This is a genomic window from Halomonas meridiana (assembly GCF_009846525.1).
GTDB lineage: Bacteria > Pseudomonadota > Gammaproteobacteria > Pseudomonadales > Halomonadaceae > Vreelandella.
The window spans coordinates 820,953-838,031 of record NZ_CP024621.1; the positions used below are offsets into that span (position 1 = coordinate 820,953).

Below are 17,079 nucleotides of genomic sequence, written 5' to 3' on the forward strand. Positions count from 1 at the left end.
AGCGCGCCGTGATAATCATAACCAGGGCCACCGTCGCAAAGGCAACGCTTAGAAGGCTACTCCCGCTCATAGGGAGGCTCAGCTTGCTTGCCTTCTGCTGGACTTTGTTAACCCTCACCTGCATGCACGTTTCTACGATATCTTGATGAGATTCTTTTATTTGCGTTGGGATAACCCATGAAAATCGACCTCTACCAAGTAGATGCTTTCGCCTCAAAACCCTTTGAGGGCAACCCTGCAGCCGTGTGCCCGCTGGAGGCGTGGTTGGATGATGCGCTACTGCAGGCCATTGCAGCGGAGAATAACCTGTCCGAAACCGCATTTTTCGTACCCACGGAAGCGGGCTACCACTTGCGCTGGTTTACGCCTTCGGTGGAGGTGGATTTGTGCGGCCATGCTACGTTAGCAGCGGCGTGGGTGGTGTTCCATGCCCTGGGCGTGGTGGCCGAGGCGGTGGCCTTTGAAACCAGAAGCGGTGTACTGACCGTTCGCCGCGAAGGCGATGCGCTGGTGATGGACTTCCCCGCGAAAACGCTCGCACCGCTAAACATGCACGCGGGAGTCGCCGCTGCCCTGGGTGGTATCGAAATCGAAGAGCTGCTGATCGCGGATGACATCGTGGTGGTTGTCGAGGAGGCGAGTGTGATCGAACGCCTTATGCCGGATATGCAGCGGCTTAAACAGTTACCAGGGCGAGGTGTGGCCGTTACCGCGAAAGGCGATGATGTGGACTTTGTGTCTCGCTGGTTTGGCCCCAAGGTCGGCGTGGAAGAAGACCCGGTCACCGGCTCGGCGCATACGTCGCTCGCACCTTACTGGGCCGCGCGTTTAGGTAAGCAAGCACTGACTGCCCGCCAGGGTGGCGCACGCCAAGGCGCGCTGAGCTGCGTTGTAGAAGGCGAGCGCGTGATGATTAAAGGCCGCGTTGCGCCTTATCTAATGGGGCAAATCACGCTGCCTGATAGCTAATGAGCATAAGCTATGGCGATGAGTCTCAGCGGGAGTATCAGGATTGAAAACAAATAAGTAAATAAGTATACCGTTCTTTTGCTTTATGAATCTGGTGGTTTGTGGTCTATAGGTACACCAAATTTACATTTTTCAAAGTAGAGTGTGGCAACTCCTTTAGTTAAATGCTACTTTGTGTCCTATGAGCACACAAAATAAATCAATATTAAAGAACCTATTAGAAGCCATACCACCTGGGTTTATGGCGGATACCGCTTGGCTTGAACGACATGGCGTTAGCCGCTTTCTGGCACGTAAATACGTCGAAAATGGCTGGCTAGAGAGGGTTAACCGAGGCGTATTCCGGCGTCCTGCGCCCAGCACAGCCATCGATTGGAAAACCTGCCTGCTCTCCATGCAGCACATCATGCGTTATGACATTCATATCGGAGGCACCACGGCACTCTCCTTGCAGGGGTATGATCATTATTTACGTTTGGGCAGCAATGCGCCTGTTTGGGTATACGGTGATACGATCCCTAGCTGGCTCAGCAAGCTACCACTTACCGCCCCCATCAAAATCCGCAACACGTCACTGTTTTCTGATTCATCGCTAGGGCTAGCTAATCAGAGAAACAATGATGAAGACGCACTGCCATGGGAGTGGGTGCTTAATATGTCGATGCCCGAAAGGGCGGTGATGGAAGCTATGGATGAGCTGCCCGACCACGAGAGCTTTCATCACCTCGATATGCTCTTTGAGAGCTTGACGACGTTACGCCCAAAAGTGCTGTCCGTGCTGCTGCACAGCTGTAAGAAGATTAAGGTAAAGCGGCTATTCTTTGTCTTTGCGGATCGCCATGACCACCCTTGGCGCAAGCGTCTTGATGTCACCGCGTTCAACCTTGGCAGTGGCGATAGGGCACTCGTCAAAGGCGGTAAGATTCATCCTCGCTATCGTATTATGGTGCCTGCAGAATTTACGGGGGAGGGGGCTAGCGATGGCACGTGAAATTTATGAGGCGCAGGTTGCGCTACTTGTACGTATCCTTCCGTATGTTGCTAAGGAAGAGGTCTTCGCGCTCAAGGGAGGCACAGCGATAAACTTGTTTTATCGTGATTTTCCCCGGTTATCGGTGGATATCGATCTGACCTATCTACCGATGAAAGATCGAAGTGACAGCCTTACTGATATCAACGAAGCAATGGATCGCATAGCGGTGTCTATTGAAGGCGGCATCGTTGGTGCCAAAACGCAACGTATAAAAGGCGGCGGTGGTGGAGCCACGCGTTTGCTGGCGCGTCTTGGTGGTGCGGAGATTAAGATTGAAACGTCACCCGTTGCACGTGGTGTTGTTCATGAGCCTCAAATGCGCTCAGTGTCCGATACTGTTGAGGATGATTTCGGCTACGCAGAAATGAGGATCGTTTCATTCGAGGACTTGTTTGGCGGAAAACTGCATGCCGCCTTAGATCGTCAACATCCGCGTGATCTTTATGATGTGAAGCTACTTTACGATAACGAGGGCCTAACGGATGCTTTGTTTCGCACCTTGTTGGTTTATATAGCGAGTTCTTCGCGCCCTTCACATGAGCTACTGAACCCAAACCTCATCGATCTTGATCAGCCTTATACACAAGAATTTGAGGGTATGACCAGAACTCCTGTTAGCCTCGAAGAACTGTTAAGCATACGTAAGCGATTGATTGCGGATATTCAGTCACGCTTTGATGAAAATACCAAACGCTTCTTACTGAGCCTGCATGACGGTCTACCGGATTTTGATGCCATCGGCCGCCCAGAAGCAGCCAATCTGCCTGCTGTACGCTGGAAACTCATCAATTTGAAAAAATTGAAAAGCGATAACGCCTCGAAACATGCTGAGCAACGCCATGAGCTGGAGCACTTGCTGGGATAAGAGGTGCAAATCGGGATGCAAAAGAGACCGCCCGCCCCAGCCTCCGTGTGCTTTACTGTCTGCAATGCTTATTCACGGAGGAAGCACCTATGGCCATTGGCGGTCTAATAGGACTACTGGACGACGTTGCCGCATTGGCGAAGTTGACCGCAGCATCACTGGACGATGTGAGCGCTGCCGCTGGTCGTGCGACGGCGAAGGCGGCTGGGGTGGTGGTGGATGATGCGGCGGTGACGCCGCAATATTTGCACGGGGTAGTGGCAGAGCGTGAGCTGGCGATTGTGAAGCAGATCGCGCTGGGTTCTATCCGCAACAAGCTGATTTTTATCCTACCGGCGGCGCTGCTGCTGAATTATTTTCTGCCCGGGCTACTACCGATCATCCTGATGATAGGCGGCACCTACTTGGCTTTTGAGGGCGCGGAGAAGGTGTGGCATAAGCTCTCTGGCCAGCATGACGATGACAAGCCCGCAGTCGAAAAAGGGCCGGAAGCCGAGAAGAAGATCGTCAGTGGTGCCATCCGCACCGACCTAATTCTCTCTGCTGAAATTATGGTGATTGCGCTGGCGACGGTGTCTCATCAAGGATTCTGGTCACAGCTAGCCAGCTTGGTGGTGGTTGCGTTTGTGATCACTGTTTTGGTGTATGGCGTGGTGGCGCTGCTGGTCAGGATGGACGATGTGGGCCTGAAACTCGCCCAGCGGGATCATTCAGGCATACAGGCGCTGGGCCGGGGCTTGGTCACGGCCATGCCCAAGGTGCTGGCGACCATCTCGGTGGTGGGCACCATCGCCATGCTTTGGGTGGGTGGGCATATCCTGATGGTGAATTTGGGGGCCGCGGGAACGGGCTGGCTCAAAGCGCCCTATGAGTGGGTACATCATATTGAGCTAGGCATTCGCGAGGCCACCTGGGCCTTGGGCGGTACGCTGGGCTGGAGCTTCAATACGCTGTGCTCTGCGGTGATTGGCTTCTTGGTGGGCTCGGTGGTGGTGGGGGGGTTGCGCTTCGTTCCTGCTAAGCGGGCGCATTCTAAATAGCGGCGCGGTACCATACCCGCTTACTAACGCCAGCCCCAAGAGGCTGGCGTTTCACTACCTGCTGAGGCTTTTGCCATGACACGCGTCGCTATCTTCGTGGATACCCAGAACGTCTATTACACCGTGCGCGAGGCCTACGGCAAACACTTCGATTATCGCCGTTTCTGGGCCCAGGCAACGGCCAGCCGGGACGTGGTAGCCGCCCGCTGCTATGCCATCGATAAAGGCGACGCCAAGCAGCGTGAGTTCCAGAATATCCTCCGCTCGATTGGTTTTGATGTCCGGCTCAAGCCCTTCATACAGCGCGCGGATGGCTCCGCCAAGGGCGACTGGGACGTGGGCATCACTCTCGATGCCATTGAATACGCCGAGAAAGCGGATGTGGTGGTGCTGGTCTCCGGCGATGGCGACTTCGATCTGTTAGCCCAGAAAATTCGCGAGGTGCACGGCAAACGCGTCGAGGTCTACGGTGTGCCCCAGCTCACCGCTGCCTCGCTCATTAACGCCGCGAGCGAGTTCATTCCTATCGAGCGTGATCTGCTGCTGGGGTAAATGAGCAGCGAAAGAGGTTTGAGCCGAATATAAAGGCTATTCGGCTCAAAAAGTGAGCCGAATAGCGAGGCCTTACGCCTCTTCGATGCCATCCACCAAGAAGACGCGGTAATCAGCACCCTGGAAGCGGTGCTTGCGGGCTTCTTGGTAGGCGGGGCTTTGGTACCAGGCGCGGGCGGCGGCCATGTCGGGGAAGCGTAGAATCACGGCACCCTCCATCGCGCTGCCTTCCAGCACTTCAAAATCGCCGTAAAACGCCAGCGGCTGCGGGTCGTGGCCTTCACGGGCGGCTTTGGCTTTTTCGCTGTAGCGCTGCATTTCTTCGCTGTCGTGGGTGTGTTCACGGGTCAGAACGATATAAGCGGGCATTCCTTTCTCCTACGCAATATGAAAAGTCGCTAAAGCATACCACCACCTAACGGCGCTGCCCCATGAAGCGTGGCTATGGGATCAATCGATTTGGGTGGGGTTGTCGGCTTCGATCACGGCGTTAGCCTCTACCGCGCGTTCGAGCTGGCGGTGTTCCAGAGCGGCGAGGGCGATGCGGTAGCAGTCGTCGATATGGCTGTTGCCCATGTACTTCATGGCGGTAAAGCTGATGCCGCCTGCCACGGCGCTGCCGATGAGCGGCACGAACTTGGAAGCGCCCTTCGCCGCCACTCGCACGCCCATTTTACTCAGTAGCGAGATGATCAGGTTCTGGGTGATGTATTTGCCCGCCATCTTGCTGCCGGTGTTGGAGATGGCGGTCATCACGAACAGCTTGCTGTCGGTATCTAGGCCGTCGATTTGCTCCGGCGTCAGCCCAAACTGGCTGTTAATTTTGGGGATGATGCGCATCAAAATGGCGACGTCGGAGCCGATATCCAGCCCCGGCACCGGGATGATGGCGGTACCCGCAGACAGGCCAGCGCTTTTGGTCACCATCGCTTGGCACGCCTTTTTGATGGCGTCGAGTTCTTCCTTCGTTTCAATCATGTACCGCTCCTGGTTGACGATGGGCTTTCATCACCCTAGCCGAGGCGTGGCCGAAAGGCGAGCCATAACGCTGCCCCGGTAGGGTGGGCGGTGCCATGAAAAAGGGCGGCTATCCGCCGCCCTGAAGGGAGTCTCGAACCCGCGTGGGCGGTGTTAGAACGTTTGCCAATCCAGCTCGAACGCCTCGGCTTCCCGCTTCGTGTTTCGTGCAGGCGTGGAGGCCGATAGGTAGTTGGCCGGTGGGGCAAGCGGCGCTTGGCGGGCGGGTGCGTAAGCGGCCACGGTGAACTGGGCGGTGATCTCGGCGAGCTGTTTGGCTTGCTCTTCCAGCGAGGCGGCGGCGGTGCTGGACTCCTCCACCAGCGCGGCGTTCTGCTGAGTGACGGAGTCAATTTGCGAGATGGCGATATTCACCTGATCGATTCCTCGGCTCTGCTCTTCCGAGGCTTGGGTGATTTCGGCCATCAGTGCGGATACCTTGCTGACGTTATCGGCCAGTTCGCGAATGGTCGTGCCGCTTTTCTGCGCTTGGCCTGAACACTCCACGGTTTTGGAACGGCTGATTTCCAGCATCGAGCGGATTTGGCTCGCCGACTGGGAGCTGCGGCTGGCGAGCTGGCGCACTTCGTTGGCCACGACGGCGAAGCCTCGGCCCTGCTCACCCGCTCGCGCCGCTTCGACCGAGGCGTTGAGTGCCAGCAAGTTGGTTTGGAAGGCAATGCCGTCAATGATGCCGACGATCTCACCCATTTTCGTGGCGTTCTCTTCCAGCTCGCGCATCATCGCCAGCATCTGCTCACTCTCCTCGGCGGAGGTGTGGGCGGTTTTGGCCGCGCTTGAGGTGATCTTGTTGGCCTCGGCGGCGTTGTCGGCGTTCATTTTGACCGTGGCGGTCAGCTCATCCAGGCTGGCAGCGGTTTCTTGCAGGGCGGAAGCCTGCTCTTCCGTACGCGATGATAAATCCTGCGTGCCGATGGAAATTTCATTCGTGCCGGTAAATAAGTTGTCGCTGTTTAATTTTAAACTTTGCACGATACTGGTGAGTTGCGACTGCATCTCATGTAACCCGGACAGCAGCACGCCGATTTCGTTACGGCCTAAACGCTGAATGTCTTGTGTTAAGTCGCCACTGGCAATCGCTGTTAAATGTGTGACGGTATGATTGATGGGGTTAATGATGGCTTTCACGATGACGAGACGAGCCAATACCACCATGAGTAAAGCAAAGCTCATGATAAATAGGGTGGCCAATAACGTGAGTTGGCTGTTCTTTTTATCTTCGGTCAATATGTCTTTCGTTCTGGCTTCCGTTAATTGCACGAAGTTACGCACCGTGCCTTGAAACTCTCTTCTTAATTCTATGACCGGTAGCCAAGCGTCTTGTGCAGCTCCTAGAGTGGCCGCTTGAAGTACGCGGTTGAGTGTGTCGGTATAACGTTGATAGATCTGATTGATCTCGGCGGCAAGCGCTTCCCGCTCGCTCTCGGGCGGTGAGGCGATGGTATTGAACTCGACTATGCGCTGCTCGGCGGAGGATAAATACGTCTCTGCTTCTAGCTTCCAGCGGTTCAATTCACTCGTTGTTTCATTCTCTTGCCATGCTTTGAGGTATTCCCGAGTGCTGGCATTGGCTTGGGTCAGGTTCGCTTCGGAGCGGTTGATGGCGTTCATCTGACGCACTCCCACGTCTGCGATTTCATGCAGGGAGCGGGTGCCATTTTTATTGATGACGATGCTCAACGCAGAGAGCAGCAGCATGAATAACACCAGCGTGCCCATGGCGATAGTCAGCGTTTTTTTGATCGAAAGATTATGGATGAGACGGCTCATGTGGCGTATTCCCTTAGCTTTTCATGTGGTCTTGAGAGGAAGTAAGCGTTTTTATTGTTAATGACGGGGCGATTGTAATAACGAAAGCAGAGCGTGTGTGGGTTGGATTGTGAAACAATGTCAACACCACGATAAAAAGCTGATATGGATCAATTTTCAGATAGACGTGAAAGCGCTATGGATATGTCTTTTAATATTTTTAATAGTTGTTAAATTTATTGTTTGATGTGTGTCGATGTGTATTGAAGGTTGAATGATAGCGACTTTATTTATACGCGTTTACTAATAAGTAAGTATAACTACTGAGAGCGACTCATAACGAGGTGAAAAGAGGAGTGCGTGTGAATCGCTCGTTAAAGCGAGGCGGGCTGAGTAAGTGGAGACGAGAAAGAGGGCCGCACGTGGCGACATGAACAGCGGGCGACTCAGGGTTTTTGGGTAGCCCGCTGGCGTTAGCGCTCAGCGGCGGCGTCACGGCAACCATGCTCATGGCAGGTGGGGTGGTGCTCGTAGAGCGTTTGGATGATTTGGCAATCGGCGGCCTTGCCGCCTCGGCACTGGTGAACCACGTGGCGCAGCTCGTCCGCGAGCGCTTGCAGTTTGGCAATACGCGCTTCCAGATGGGTTAAATGGCGGCTGGCGATATCATCGGCGGCGCTGCAGTCGGTGTCAGGGTGGTCAGACAGCGTCAACAGCTCCTGAATGCTGTGTAGGTCTAACCCTAGGTGGCGGCCATGGCGTATAAAGCTGATGCGCTCGACGGCCGCCTGATCGTAGTAACGATAGCCCTGCTCACCGCGTGACGGGGGCGGCAGCAAGCCAAGCTTCTCATAGTGGCGGATGCTCTCCGGTGAACAGCCGGTGCGGGTAGCCACTTCTCCAATGCGATAGGCGTGTGTCATCGGCTTGACCCTGTAACGATTACAGGGTTTAGGCTAATCCTTATTCCCACCGTGGACAAGCAGGTGACGAGATGACGCTGATAACCGAGCTGCTACACATTGCTTTGACGGCAGCCCCCTGGTTGTTGCTGGGGCTGGTGATTGCCGGGCTGATCAAAGCCTGGCTACCCGAAACATTGCTGCAGCGCTGGATGGGTGGGCGTGGCCTGGGCAGCATTGTGCGGGCGGCGGTGATCGGGATGCCGCTGCCGCTGTGCTCCTGCGGGGCGATTCCCACCGCCATTGCCCTGCACCGGGGCGGTGCGGGGCGCGGGCCGACCACGACGTTTTTGATCAGCACCCCAGGCGTGGGCGTGGATTCGATTCTGCTCACCAGCGTGCTGCTTGGGCCGCTCATGGCGGTGGTGCGTGTTGTTGGGGCGCTGGTGACGGCCATTGTGACGGGCTTGCTAGTGGGCTTTACCCGCGACGCAGAGGCCGTTGCACCTGTCGCCAAGAGCGGTTGCTGCTCGTCGCATGGCTGCCATGATCACCACGCCGATACCGGCGAACCTAGCGGCCTCAGTGCGGGGCTACGTTATGCGTTTAGCGATCTGCTGGACGACATCAGCGCCTGGATGTTTGCCGGGCTGCTGCTGGCGGGAGTGCTGGTCACGCTGGTACCGCCGGATACCCTGGCACGATTTTCGGGTGGCCTGTTGGCGCTGATGTTGATGGCGGTGGTGGGCATACCGCTCTACATCTGTGCGGCCGCCGCCACGCCGGTGGCGGCAGGGCTACTGTTAGCCGGTATCTCGCCAGGAATGGCGCTGGTGTTCCTGCTGGCGGGGCCGATTACCAGCCTCGCCACGCTGGCCATTTTGCGCCGCGAGCTGGGTAATGCGGCGTTGGCCGTGTACCTCGCCAGCGTGTTGATCGTTACCGTGCTGGTGGGGTGGTCGTTTGATACGGCCGTCAGGATGGCCGGCTGGAACCCGGTGGAGCAGGCGAGCCAAGTACAAGAGCTGCTGCCCCACTGGTTGGAGTGGCTGGCCTTGGCGGTGCTGGCGCTGGTGGCTATCCGACCGCTGCGCCGACGTTTACTGGGCTTTTAACCGAGAGTGAGCCGCTGTTCGTGGCTTAGCGGGTGTCTTTGTAAATACGCCCGCCTTTCATGATCATCCGCAGATTCTGTTCAGGGTCGTGCAGAAAATCGAGGCTACGGCTAGGGTCACCATCCACCAGCAGCAGGTCGGCCCAGGCACCGGGTTCGATCTTACCGAGCGTGCCGGGGTAGGGGTTACGCGGGCCAGAAAGCGCCAGCAGCTCGCCATTGCGGCTGGTGGCCATGGCCAGCACCGTGAGCGGGTCGTAGAAGCGGGTGAGTTTGGCCAGTTGGCGCAGCTGGTTAGGCGTGTTTTGTGGGCTGAACAGAATGTCGGTGCCCCAGGCCGTGTGGATGTCGAAGCGCTGAGCGAGTTCGTAGGCGCGCACGGTGCCTTCGGCCACTTGCCGCTGGGATTCGCGACGGGCGGCGTCGGGGTACACGTTGGCGTCTTCGTCCTGCAAGAACGGCTGCAGGCTCCACCACGCCCCTTCGCCTGCCATCATGCGGGCGGTCTCTTCATCGGCGAGCTGGCCGTGTTCGATGGATTTGACGCCTGCCCGCAGCGAGCGCTGTATGCCTTTTGGGGTGTATACATGCACCATGACGTAGGTGCCCCAGTCGTCGGCAGCCTCTACGGCGGCGCGCAGTTCGCGTTCGGTAAACTGGGTGCTGTCGAGTGGGTCGTACAGCGAGGCCACGCCGCCACCGGCCATCAGCTTGATTTGTGAGGCGCCGAGCATGAGCTGCTCACGGGTGCGTCGCAGGACTTCATCCTCCCCATCGGCAATCGCCGCGACCCCTTGGCGCTCCTGCTCGCTGAGCGGGGAATTCGAGCCCCGTGGAATCTCATGGCGCATACGGAAATCGCCGTGCCCGGAGGTTTGGGAAATCATCGCCCCGGCGGGGAAAATACGCGGCCCATCGACGATGCCTTCGTTAATGGCGCGCTGTAGCGCAAACGACGGCCCGCCCACATCACGTACTGACGTTACGCCGCGCATGAGCGTGCGCTTGGCTTCCTGGGCCGCCACCAGATGGATGTAGCCCACATCAGCCGTCATGGCGGTGGTTTGGGTAATCGCTGCCAGCGTGGTGTGCCAGTGGGCGTCGATGAGTCCGGGCATGAGGACGCGGCCACCGCAGTCGATCACCTGCGCCCCGTCGGCTGCGGCATCGGCGGGCAGCAACGCTTGAATGCGCCCCTCGTCGATACGTACCGACACGCCGCTCTGCACCGCACTGCCGCTGCCATCAAACAGTTGTAGGTTGGTCAGCAGCAGCGGGCCCCTGGCGTGACGCGGCTGCGCACTCACCACCGTGGGCACGTTGAGCCCGGCAAACATCGCCATGACCGCTGCCGTGCCACCCAGCATTTGGCGGCGCGTGAGGTCGGCCATCACTCGCTCGTGAAACTGCTGCAGCATAGGTGAACCACAGCAGCAGGCGCCAGGCCCATGAGAGGCGTGCCCATGAGGCAGCGGCGTGTGTAGATACGGGGCGTGAAACGTCTTGGCGGCGGGCATCAGCGTTCTCTCATCGGCGAGGGGCGATCACGCTTAATAAACTATAGTGAGTGCCCTTAAGCAAGCTTACGCTAGGCATGCGGTGAGTAGGAGAAGGAGGAGAGGGTAAGCGGATGGCAGGCCACCCGCTGTGGTTTTACGCGTCGTTGGGCGTGACGCGCCAAATGGCGTTGGTGAGATCGTCGGCAATGATCAGCGCGCCGTCGGGGTCGATGGTGACACCTACCGGGCGGCCACGGGCGCGACCATCATCGGTGAGAAAGCCCGAAACAAAATCGATGGGGTCGCCGCTGGGCTGTCCGTCGCTGAACGGTACGAAGACCACTTTGTAGCCCACCGGGTCGGCGCGGTTCCAACTGCCGTGTTCGCCGATAAACACACCTTCAGCGAACTCATCGCCCATTTCGGGGATAGAAAAGGCGAGGCCTAGCGGTGCCACATGCGAACCCAGGCTGTAATCGGGGGCAATCGCCGACTCTACTTTTTCAGGGTTCTGTGGGCGAACGCGGGGGTCGACATTCTGACCCCAATAGCTATACGGCCAGCCGTAAAAGCCGCCTTCCTGAACCGTCGTGAGGTAGTCGGGTACGAGGTCGGGGCCAAGCTCGTCACGCTCGTTGACGACCGTCCAAAGCTGGTCGGTGCCGGGTTGAATCGTCATCGCCGTGGGGTTGCGAAGACCCGTGGCATAGGGGCGGTGCATGCCGGTATCAGGGTCGATCTGCCAGATTTCCGCGCGATTGACCTCCGCTTCCATCCCTCGCTCGGTGATGTTGCTGTTGGAGCCAATGCCCACATACAGAAACTCCCCATCGGCACTGGCGGTCATCGCTTTGGTCCAGTGGTGGTTGATCTCGGCGGGGAGTGGGGTAACCTCCTCGGGTGGCCCGCTGGCTTGGGTTTGGCCCTCTTCGTACTCAAAACGCACCAGGGCATCTTGATTGGCGACATACAGGGCGTCATCGATCAGCGCGAGCCCGTAGGGAGCGTTGAGGTTTTCCGCAAAGGTGGTTTGCTCCTCATAGCGGCCGTCGCCATCGGCATCGCGCAACAGTGTCAGCCGGTTACCGCTCTGTACCGAGGTGGTCCCCTGGGATTTGATCAGCCCGGCAATGACATCCTTTGGCTTGAGAGAGGGGGCATTACCACCGCTGCCTTCCGCCACCAAGATATCGCCATTGGGCAGTACCAGGGTTTGGCGGGGGATTTGTAGATCGGTGGCAATCGCGGTGATCGTGTAGCCCTCGGGCACGCTGGGCAGGGCATCGCCCCATTCGGAGGGCTCGGGCACGCTCATGTTGGGCAGCAGGCCGCGAGAAGGCTCGGGCAGCGTCGGGTTAGGCCCGTAGCGGGTGACCTCTTGGGCGCTGGCGCTACCCGCTGCCAGCAGCAAGCAGAGGGGCGCGGCGTAACAATGCAGGCGACGTAGAGCGCGCTTCATGGCTTACCTCCGTGGCCAAAACGGGAAAACCCTACCCAAACGGCGGTGCCTGCAAAAATGGTGACCACCAGGGAGAGCGCAAAACCAATCGGCATCATGCCCCAGGCGTCCCGCGCGTGGATAAGGGCGTTCACAAAGCCGAGTATCCACGTGAGCAGCAGGAGCGCTGGATAGATCAGTAGCATGAGGCTGCGGGGCTTGGCGCGAAAGAAGCTGATCAGTGAGCTAATCAGCGCTAGCCCGGCAAATACTAGCCCGCCAGCGTTGAGCCAGGAGGCAAAAGTCGCCCACTGAATTTGATAGCTATTGGCGTAAGCGTAGTCGCTGAGCGTGGCGCCTAAAAAAAGCGGTAGGCACCCCACTAAAAACACCGAGTGAAAGAGGGGCAGCCCACGTTGATAGGTATGCGTATGGGTAGCTGTCACGGCATGCTCCTTATGCTGATCTAGCGAATGGCCATGCTTGGCGAATGCGATGAAATGCGAGGCGTTCGGCCAAGCAACGACCTCCTGTGTTGCGTAACCAGTGTAGGTCAGTAGCCGAGTTTTACCCAAAGCGAAGCGAGCGGCGCTTAGCGTTCTCACGGGCCGTGGGCATACTGCGCGGGTAGCCGCTCGGCTAAAAAATCCATGAACAGTCGCGTACGCTGAGATAGGGTGGCTTGACGGTAGTACACCGCGTTGATCGGCTGCGTGACGAGTTCAGTGTGGTCGGGCAGCACGTCGACCAGGGTGCCGTGCTGCCGGGGCGCGCGTGTCATGAAGTCCGCCAAACACACGATCCCTTCCCCCTTCAGAGCAAGTTCCAGCAGCGTGCTGCCGCTGGAGGCGGCCAGGGTGGGCGTGATATGTAAGCGCTTACCATCCGCGCAGGTCAGCGGCCAGTGGTTCAAGTGGTCGAGCTGGCTAAAACCGAGCAGGCTATGGCGGCAAAGCTCTTCTACCTGTTGAGGCGTGCCGTGACGGGCCAGATAGGCGGGGCTGGCCAGTACTCGCAGCGCGCTGTGGCCAAGGGGACGGGCGTGAAGCGAGGAGTCCTCCAGTGTGCCAATGCGAATGGCCAAGTCGACTCGCTGCTCCAGCAAATCCACGAAGCGGTCGTGGGTATCCAGCTCTAGGGTAATGCCAGGGTAGCGGGCGCGAAATTCACCGATCACGGGCACGACCACATGCTGCATGAAGCTGGGCGCAGCGTTGACTCGCAGCCTGCCTTGAGGCTGGTCATGACGATCGAGAAGGGCCTCTTCGGCCTCTTCCACGGCGGCGAGGATGCGTCGGCAGTGGGCGAGAAAGGTGTCCCCTTCTTCGGTCAGTTCCAAACGTCGGGTCGTGCGGCGCAGCAGCGTCGTGCCGAGCTTCTGCTCCAGGCGGTTTAGCGCGCGGCTGACGCCTGACACGGTGATACCCAACCGTTCGGCGGCAGCGGTAATCGAGCCGCCATCCACTACCGTGACAAACGCCTGCTGCTCTTCCAGGGTGCTTTTCATCGTTCGTAAGCGCCTCGATGATGAATCTATTATTGATTTTAGCGCAAAAGTCTCTTGCCGGACGTTTGGTTTTTCTCTGCGCCTTTGCGCTGCACAATACTCGCCAATCAATGCCCTGCTTACCTTGTGTTAGCGGGGTGATCACGATACCTAGTGAGGTCGAAACAATGAAGATACTGTTGATCAATGGCGGTAAAGCGTTTGCCCACTCTGGTGGTGAACTCAACAATACCCTGCATGCCGTGGCGGTGGATACGCTGAAAGAGCTGGGCCATGAGGTGCGCGAAACGGTCATCGAGCAGGGCTACGAGGTGGCTGTGGAAGTCGAAAATTACCTGTGGGCAGACAGCATCGTGTATCAAATGCCCGGCTGGTGGATGGGCACGCCCTGGACCGTCAAGCGCTACATTGATGAAGTCTTCACTGAAGGCCATGGCGCTCTGTACGCAAGCGATGGACGCACTCGTCAAGACCCGACCCAACAGTACGGTAGCGGCGGCCTGCTGCAAGGCCGCCACTACATGCTGTCGCTGACCTGGAACGCGCCGATTGAAGCGTTCGACGAGCCAGGTAACTTCTTCGAAGGCCGTGGCGTGGATGGCGTGTATTTCCCGTTCCACAAGTCTCAGGAGTTCATTGGTCTCAAGGCCCAGCCGACCTTCATTGCCAACGACGTGATCAAGGCGCCAGACGTAGAGCGTGACAAAGCCGCGTATCGCGCCCACCTGCGCCGCGTGTTTGGTTAAGGCGCTGCGCTGCTAAAGCATTCCACACGCATTAAAACAGACGCCCACCGACAACGGTGGGCGTTTTTTTGTGCCACGTTTAGCGCTCTGCTCAGGCTTTGCGCGGTGAATGAGCCGGTAAGCGCAGGCAGAAGGAGGCGCCCCCTGCGGCTAGGTTCGTCACCTGAATATCCCCGCCCTGGAGGGTCATAATTCGTCGGGCAATCGCCAGCCCCAACCCGGCGTGTCTGGTGCTGCCAGACACATCGCCGCGATAGAACGGCTCGAAAATATGCGGTAGGTCCTTGGGGGCAATACCGGGGCCGTTGTCTTGTACATGCACCTCGGGCTGGCCGTCGGTGTGGCCTACGATGACCTTGATGTTGCCTCCTGCTGGGCTGTAGGCAATGGCGTTGCTGATTAGGTTATCCAGTACCCGTTCAGTCATGGCGAGGTCGGCGTACGTGGTGGGTAACGCGGGGTCGCCGCTGAGGGTCAGGGTTAGCGCGCGCTCTTGGGCTGCTTGGCTGTGCTTTTGCACCACATCGTTGACCAATTCGGCCAGAGGGAAAGGCTCGGGCATCGGCTGTTTCTCCCGCGCTTCCAGGGCGGCCAGCTCAAATAGCTCATCCACCAAGCGGCTTAAGCGGCGGCCCTCTTTTAGGGCGATGTCTAAAAAGCGGTCCTGCTCGTCGGGGCTCAGGCGGTCACGGCGTAGTTTCAGGCTTTCGATATACCCCTGCATGGAGGCCAGCGGCGTGCGCAGGTCATGGGAAACCTGGGCCACCAGTTGGCGGCGTTGAGCATCTTTTTCGGTCAGTTGCTCTATCTGAGAGGCAATGCGCGTGGCCATGTCGTCAAAGGCCACCCCGAGATAGTCAATCTCATCGCGAACAACGGGGCGTTTATCACGCCAAGTGGCGGTTGGGGTTTGGCGCATGCCACTGCTCTCGAAATCTGCCACCAAGCGGGTAAGGGCTCTCAACCGGCGGGTGAGCAGGCGGAATAGCGTGAGGCCGGCAATCATGGCGACTGCCAAGCTGACCAGCAGCGCCCACATGCCCATGGTTAGCCGCTGGGCGCTGCGGGCCACTTGGTCAGCGGCGTCGTACTCTTCGCCGCGCAGCACCACGTAGAGATACCCTTCTGGGGCGTCAGCGCTGGGCACTGGCGTGACAGAAAAGACTTTTTGGCGCTCTTGGCTGCGCGGGTCATCGCCGAGCACGGGGTAGTGGCTGGGGTCTTCCAGCAGCCGATGGATAGGGGCTAGCGACACGCGCTCCCGGTTGATCTGCGCCGGGTCGGCGGAGTAAGAGCGTATCGTGCCTTCTAAATCCAGCAGATAGATTTCTAAGCTGGGGTTGATGGTCATATAGAGTGCGAAGAGCGCTTCTAAAGCGCTGCGGTCGAGCTGGCCATCGCGGACGAGGTGTTGATCGTTGACCAGGTTTTTGGCGAGGTCGCGGTGCAGGGCTTGGTTCACTGAGGCGCTATATTCTCGCAGCGTGTACAGGCTGATGACCGTGTAGAGCAGGCCAATGGCCAGCAGCAGGACAAAAAGCCCCAGCGATAGGCGGGTATAGAGTGTTTTCAGCATGGTTTATTCGCGAAAGCGATAGCCGACACCCCAGACGGTCTGGATGAACGCGGGGTGGGCGGGGTCGGCTTCGATCTTGCCTCGCAGGCGGTTAATGTGGGTGTTGACGGTGTGCTCGTACCCTTCATGGCTATATCCCCAGACGGTATTGAGCAGCTGTACCCGGCTAAAGACGCGGCCTGGGTGGCTGGCAAAGTGCCAAAGCAGATCAAACTCTCGAGCGGTTAATTCGACCAGCTGTTCATTAATAAAAACGCGCCTGCGTACCGGGTCGATACGCAGGCCATCGGCGGTTAGCTCGCGCTCTTTGGTTTTTTCAAGTGAGGCGGACGCCATAGCATCCACTCGCCGAAACAGCGCTTTTACTCGGGCGGAAAGCTCCGCCACGCTGAACGGCTTCGTGAGGTAGTCATCCGCTCCCATTTCCAACCCCAGTACTCTGTCCAGCTCGGTGCTTTTGGCTGTCAGCATCAAGACGGGCACATAGCCGGGGGAGGAGCGGATGTCGCGACAGACCGATAGCCCATCCAAGCCGGGCAGCATCAGATCGAGAATCACCAGGTCGATACCGCCTTCGCGAAAACGCATGAGCCCTGTATCTCCCCGGTCATAAAGAACAGGCGTCATGCCCAGCTCGGCCACGTGCATACGAACCAGCTCGCCAATACCTGGGTTGTCCTCGATGATCAGTACGTTTCGCGTCATAGCTTCCTGGCTCTCGAAAGGGGCGTTACTCTTTCATGCTGTCGGTGGTGTCCATGTGATCGCTCTCCATGCTCATGTCGTCATCCATGGCCATACTGTCTTCAGACATGCCTTCATCTATCATGCCGTGCTCGTCCATATCGCCATCCATTGTGTCACCCATTGAGTCGTCCATGGAGTGGCTCATGCCATCGGATTGCATATTGTCTTGCATCATGCCGCCATCGTTTTTCATCTCTTCTGCATGGCTGACCGTTGCCATCAGGCTGAATAGGCATAATGCTGCCAGAGTGGTGAACTTGTTCATGTGCGTAACTCTCCGAGAGAAGGCCTGCCGGGTTGGTAG

At 58.0% G+C, this 17,079-nt stretch carries 18 protein-coding genes; 7 read left to right on the forward strand and 11 right to left on the reverse strand.

Annotated features, from left to right (window positions below; genetic code table 11):
- Window positions 1–177: 177 nt before the first annotated feature.
- The 5 genes from CTT34_RS04025 to CTT34_RS04045 all read left to right on the forward strand — a co-directional run bounded on the left by CTT34_RS04025 (window position 178) and on the right by CTT34_RS04045 (window position 4,459).
- Window positions 178–969 carry a PhzF family phenazine biosynthesis protein gene (locus CTT34_RS04025; RefSeq protein WP_159341282.1) on the forward strand — a complete coding sequence of 264 codons (792 nt, stop codon included), beginning with the start codon at window positions 178–180 and terminating at the stop codon, window positions 967–969.
- A 181-nt stretch (window positions 970–1,150) separates the two neighbouring features.
- The gene (locus CTT34_RS04030) at window positions 1,151–1,960 is read left to right on the forward strand and encodes a type IV toxin-antitoxin system AbiEi family antitoxin (RefSeq protein WP_159341283.1); all 810 of its coding nucleotides are present in this window, start codon (window positions 1,151–1,153) and stop codon (window positions 1,958–1,960) included.
- Entirely contained in the window at window positions 1,950–2,867 is a 918-nt protein-coding gene (locus CTT34_RS04035; RefSeq protein ID WP_054641262.1) for a nucleotidyl transferase AbiEii/AbiGii toxin family protein, read from the forward strand. Before CTT34_RS04030 ends, CTT34_RS04035 begins: the two co-directional genes overlap by 11 nt.
- A gap of 89 nt (window positions 2,868–2,956) precedes the next feature.
- Window positions 2,957–3,907 (forward strand): DUF808 domain-containing protein, encoded by a 951-nt coding sequence (locus CTT34_RS04040; protein ID WP_159341284.1) that lies wholly within the window; start codon window positions 2,957–2,959, stop codon window positions 3,905–3,907.
- Window positions 3,908–3,982: 75 nt separating this feature from the next.
- The gene (locus CTT34_RS04045; RefSeq protein ID WP_159341285.1) at window positions 3,983–4,459 is read left to right on the forward strand and encodes an NYN domain-containing protein; all 477 of its coding nucleotides are present in this window, start codon (window positions 3,983–3,985) and stop codon (window positions 4,457–4,459) included.
- Window positions 4,460–4,531: 72 nt separating this feature from the next.
- Here CTT34_RS04045 and CTT34_RS04050 read toward each other — a convergent pair whose 3' ends face one another.
- The 4 genes from CTT34_RS04050 to CTT34_RS04065 form a co-directional block, all read right to left on the reverse strand.
- Complete coding sequence (locus CTT34_RS04050) at window positions 4,532–4,828, reverse strand: DUF1330 domain-containing protein (RefSeq protein WP_159341286.1); 297 nt, start codon at window positions 4,826–4,828, stop codon at window positions 4,532–4,534.
- Window positions 4,829–4,909: 81 nt separating this feature from the next.
- Entirely contained in the window at window positions 4,910–5,437 is a 528-nt protein-coding gene (locus CTT34_RS04055) for a MutS family DNA mismatch repair protein (protein ID WP_159341287.1), read from the reverse strand.
- 153 nt (window positions 5,438–5,590) lie between these two features.
- Window positions 5,591–7,267 carry a methyl-accepting chemotaxis protein gene (locus CTT34_RS04060; protein WP_159341288.1) on the reverse strand — a complete coding sequence of 559 codons (1,677 nt, stop codon included), beginning with the start codon at window positions 7,265–7,267 and terminating at the stop codon, window positions 5,591–5,593.
- Window positions 7,268–7,719: 452 nt separating this feature from the next.
- Window positions 7,720–8,169, reverse strand: coding sequence for a MerR family transcriptional regulator (locus CTT34_RS04065; protein ID WP_159341289.1), 450 nt, complete (start codon window positions 8,167–8,169; stop codon window positions 7,720–7,722).
- A gap of 71 nt (window positions 8,170–8,240) precedes the next feature.
- Here CTT34_RS04065 and CTT34_RS04070 point away from each other — a divergent pair, with 71 nt between their 5' ends.
- Window positions 8,241–9,263, forward strand: coding sequence for an SO_0444 family Cu/Zn efflux transporter (locus CTT34_RS04070; RefSeq protein WP_159341290.1), 1,023 nt, complete (start codon window positions 8,241–8,243; stop codon window positions 9,261–9,263).
- A gap of 25 nt (window positions 9,264–9,288) precedes the next feature.
- Here the strand turns inward: CTT34_RS04070 and CTT34_RS04075 are convergent, their stop codons facing one another.
- From CTT34_RS04075 to CTT34_RS04090, 4 genes are all read right to left on the reverse strand, one after another.
- Entirely contained in the window at window positions 9,289–10,653 is a 1,365-nt protein-coding gene (locus CTT34_RS04075) for a metal-dependent hydrolase family protein (RefSeq protein ID WP_217352980.1), read from the reverse strand.
- 262 nt (window positions 10,654–10,915) lie between these two features.
- On the reverse strand, window positions 10,916–12,220 hold the full coding sequence (locus CTT34_RS04080) for a PQQ-dependent sugar dehydrogenase (RefSeq protein WP_159341292.1): 1,305 nt from the start codon (window positions 12,218–12,220) through the stop codon (window positions 10,916–10,918).
- Window positions 12,217–12,645, reverse strand: a complete 429-nt coding sequence (locus tag CTT34_RS04085) for a DUF2231 domain-containing protein (protein WP_159341293.1) — start codon at window positions 12,643–12,645, stop codon at window positions 12,217–12,219. Before CTT34_RS04085 ends, CTT34_RS04080 begins: the two co-directional genes overlap by 4 nt.
- A 155-nt stretch (window positions 12,646–12,800) precedes the next feature.
- On the reverse strand, window positions 12,801–13,706 hold the full coding sequence (locus CTT34_RS04090) for a LysR family transcriptional regulator (RefSeq protein WP_159341294.1): 906 nt from the start codon (window positions 13,704–13,706) through the stop codon (window positions 12,801–12,803).
- 167 nt (window positions 13,707–13,873) lie between these two features.
- Here CTT34_RS04090 and CTT34_RS04095 point away from each other — a divergent pair, with 167 nt between their 5' ends.
- The gene (locus tag CTT34_RS04095; protein ID WP_159341295.1) at window positions 13,874–14,452 is read left to right on the forward strand and encodes an NAD(P)H-dependent oxidoreductase; all 579 of its coding nucleotides are present in this window, start codon (window positions 13,874–13,876) and stop codon (window positions 14,450–14,452) included.
- Between the two features lie 91 nt (window positions 14,453–14,543).
- On the opposite strand, the gene CTT34_RS04100 is transcribed toward CTT34_RS04095, so the two are convergent.
- Genes CTT34_RS04100 through CTT34_RS04110 form a run of 3 tightly spaced genes read right to left on the reverse strand, consistent with a single transcriptional unit; the run spans window position 14,544 to window position 17,040 of the window.
- Window positions 14,544–16,028 carry a sensor histidine kinase gene (locus CTT34_RS04100; protein ID WP_159341296.1) on the reverse strand — a complete coding sequence of 495 codons (1,485 nt, stop codon included), beginning with the start codon at window positions 16,026–16,028 and terminating at the stop codon, window positions 14,544–14,546.
- A gap of 3 nt (window positions 16,029–16,031) precedes the next feature.
- Window positions 16,032–16,733, reverse strand: coding sequence for a winged helix-turn-helix domain-containing protein (locus CTT34_RS04105; protein WP_159341297.1), 702 nt, complete (start codon window positions 16,731–16,733; stop codon window positions 16,032–16,034).
- A 25-nt stretch (window positions 16,734–16,758) separates the two neighbouring features.
- Window positions 16,759–17,040: a hypothetical protein gene (locus tag CTT34_RS04110; protein ID WP_159341298.1), complete on the reverse strand. Its 282-nt coding sequence runs from the start codon at window positions 17,038–17,040 to the stop codon at window positions 16,759–16,761.
- Window positions 17,041–17,079 lie beyond the last annotated feature (39 nt).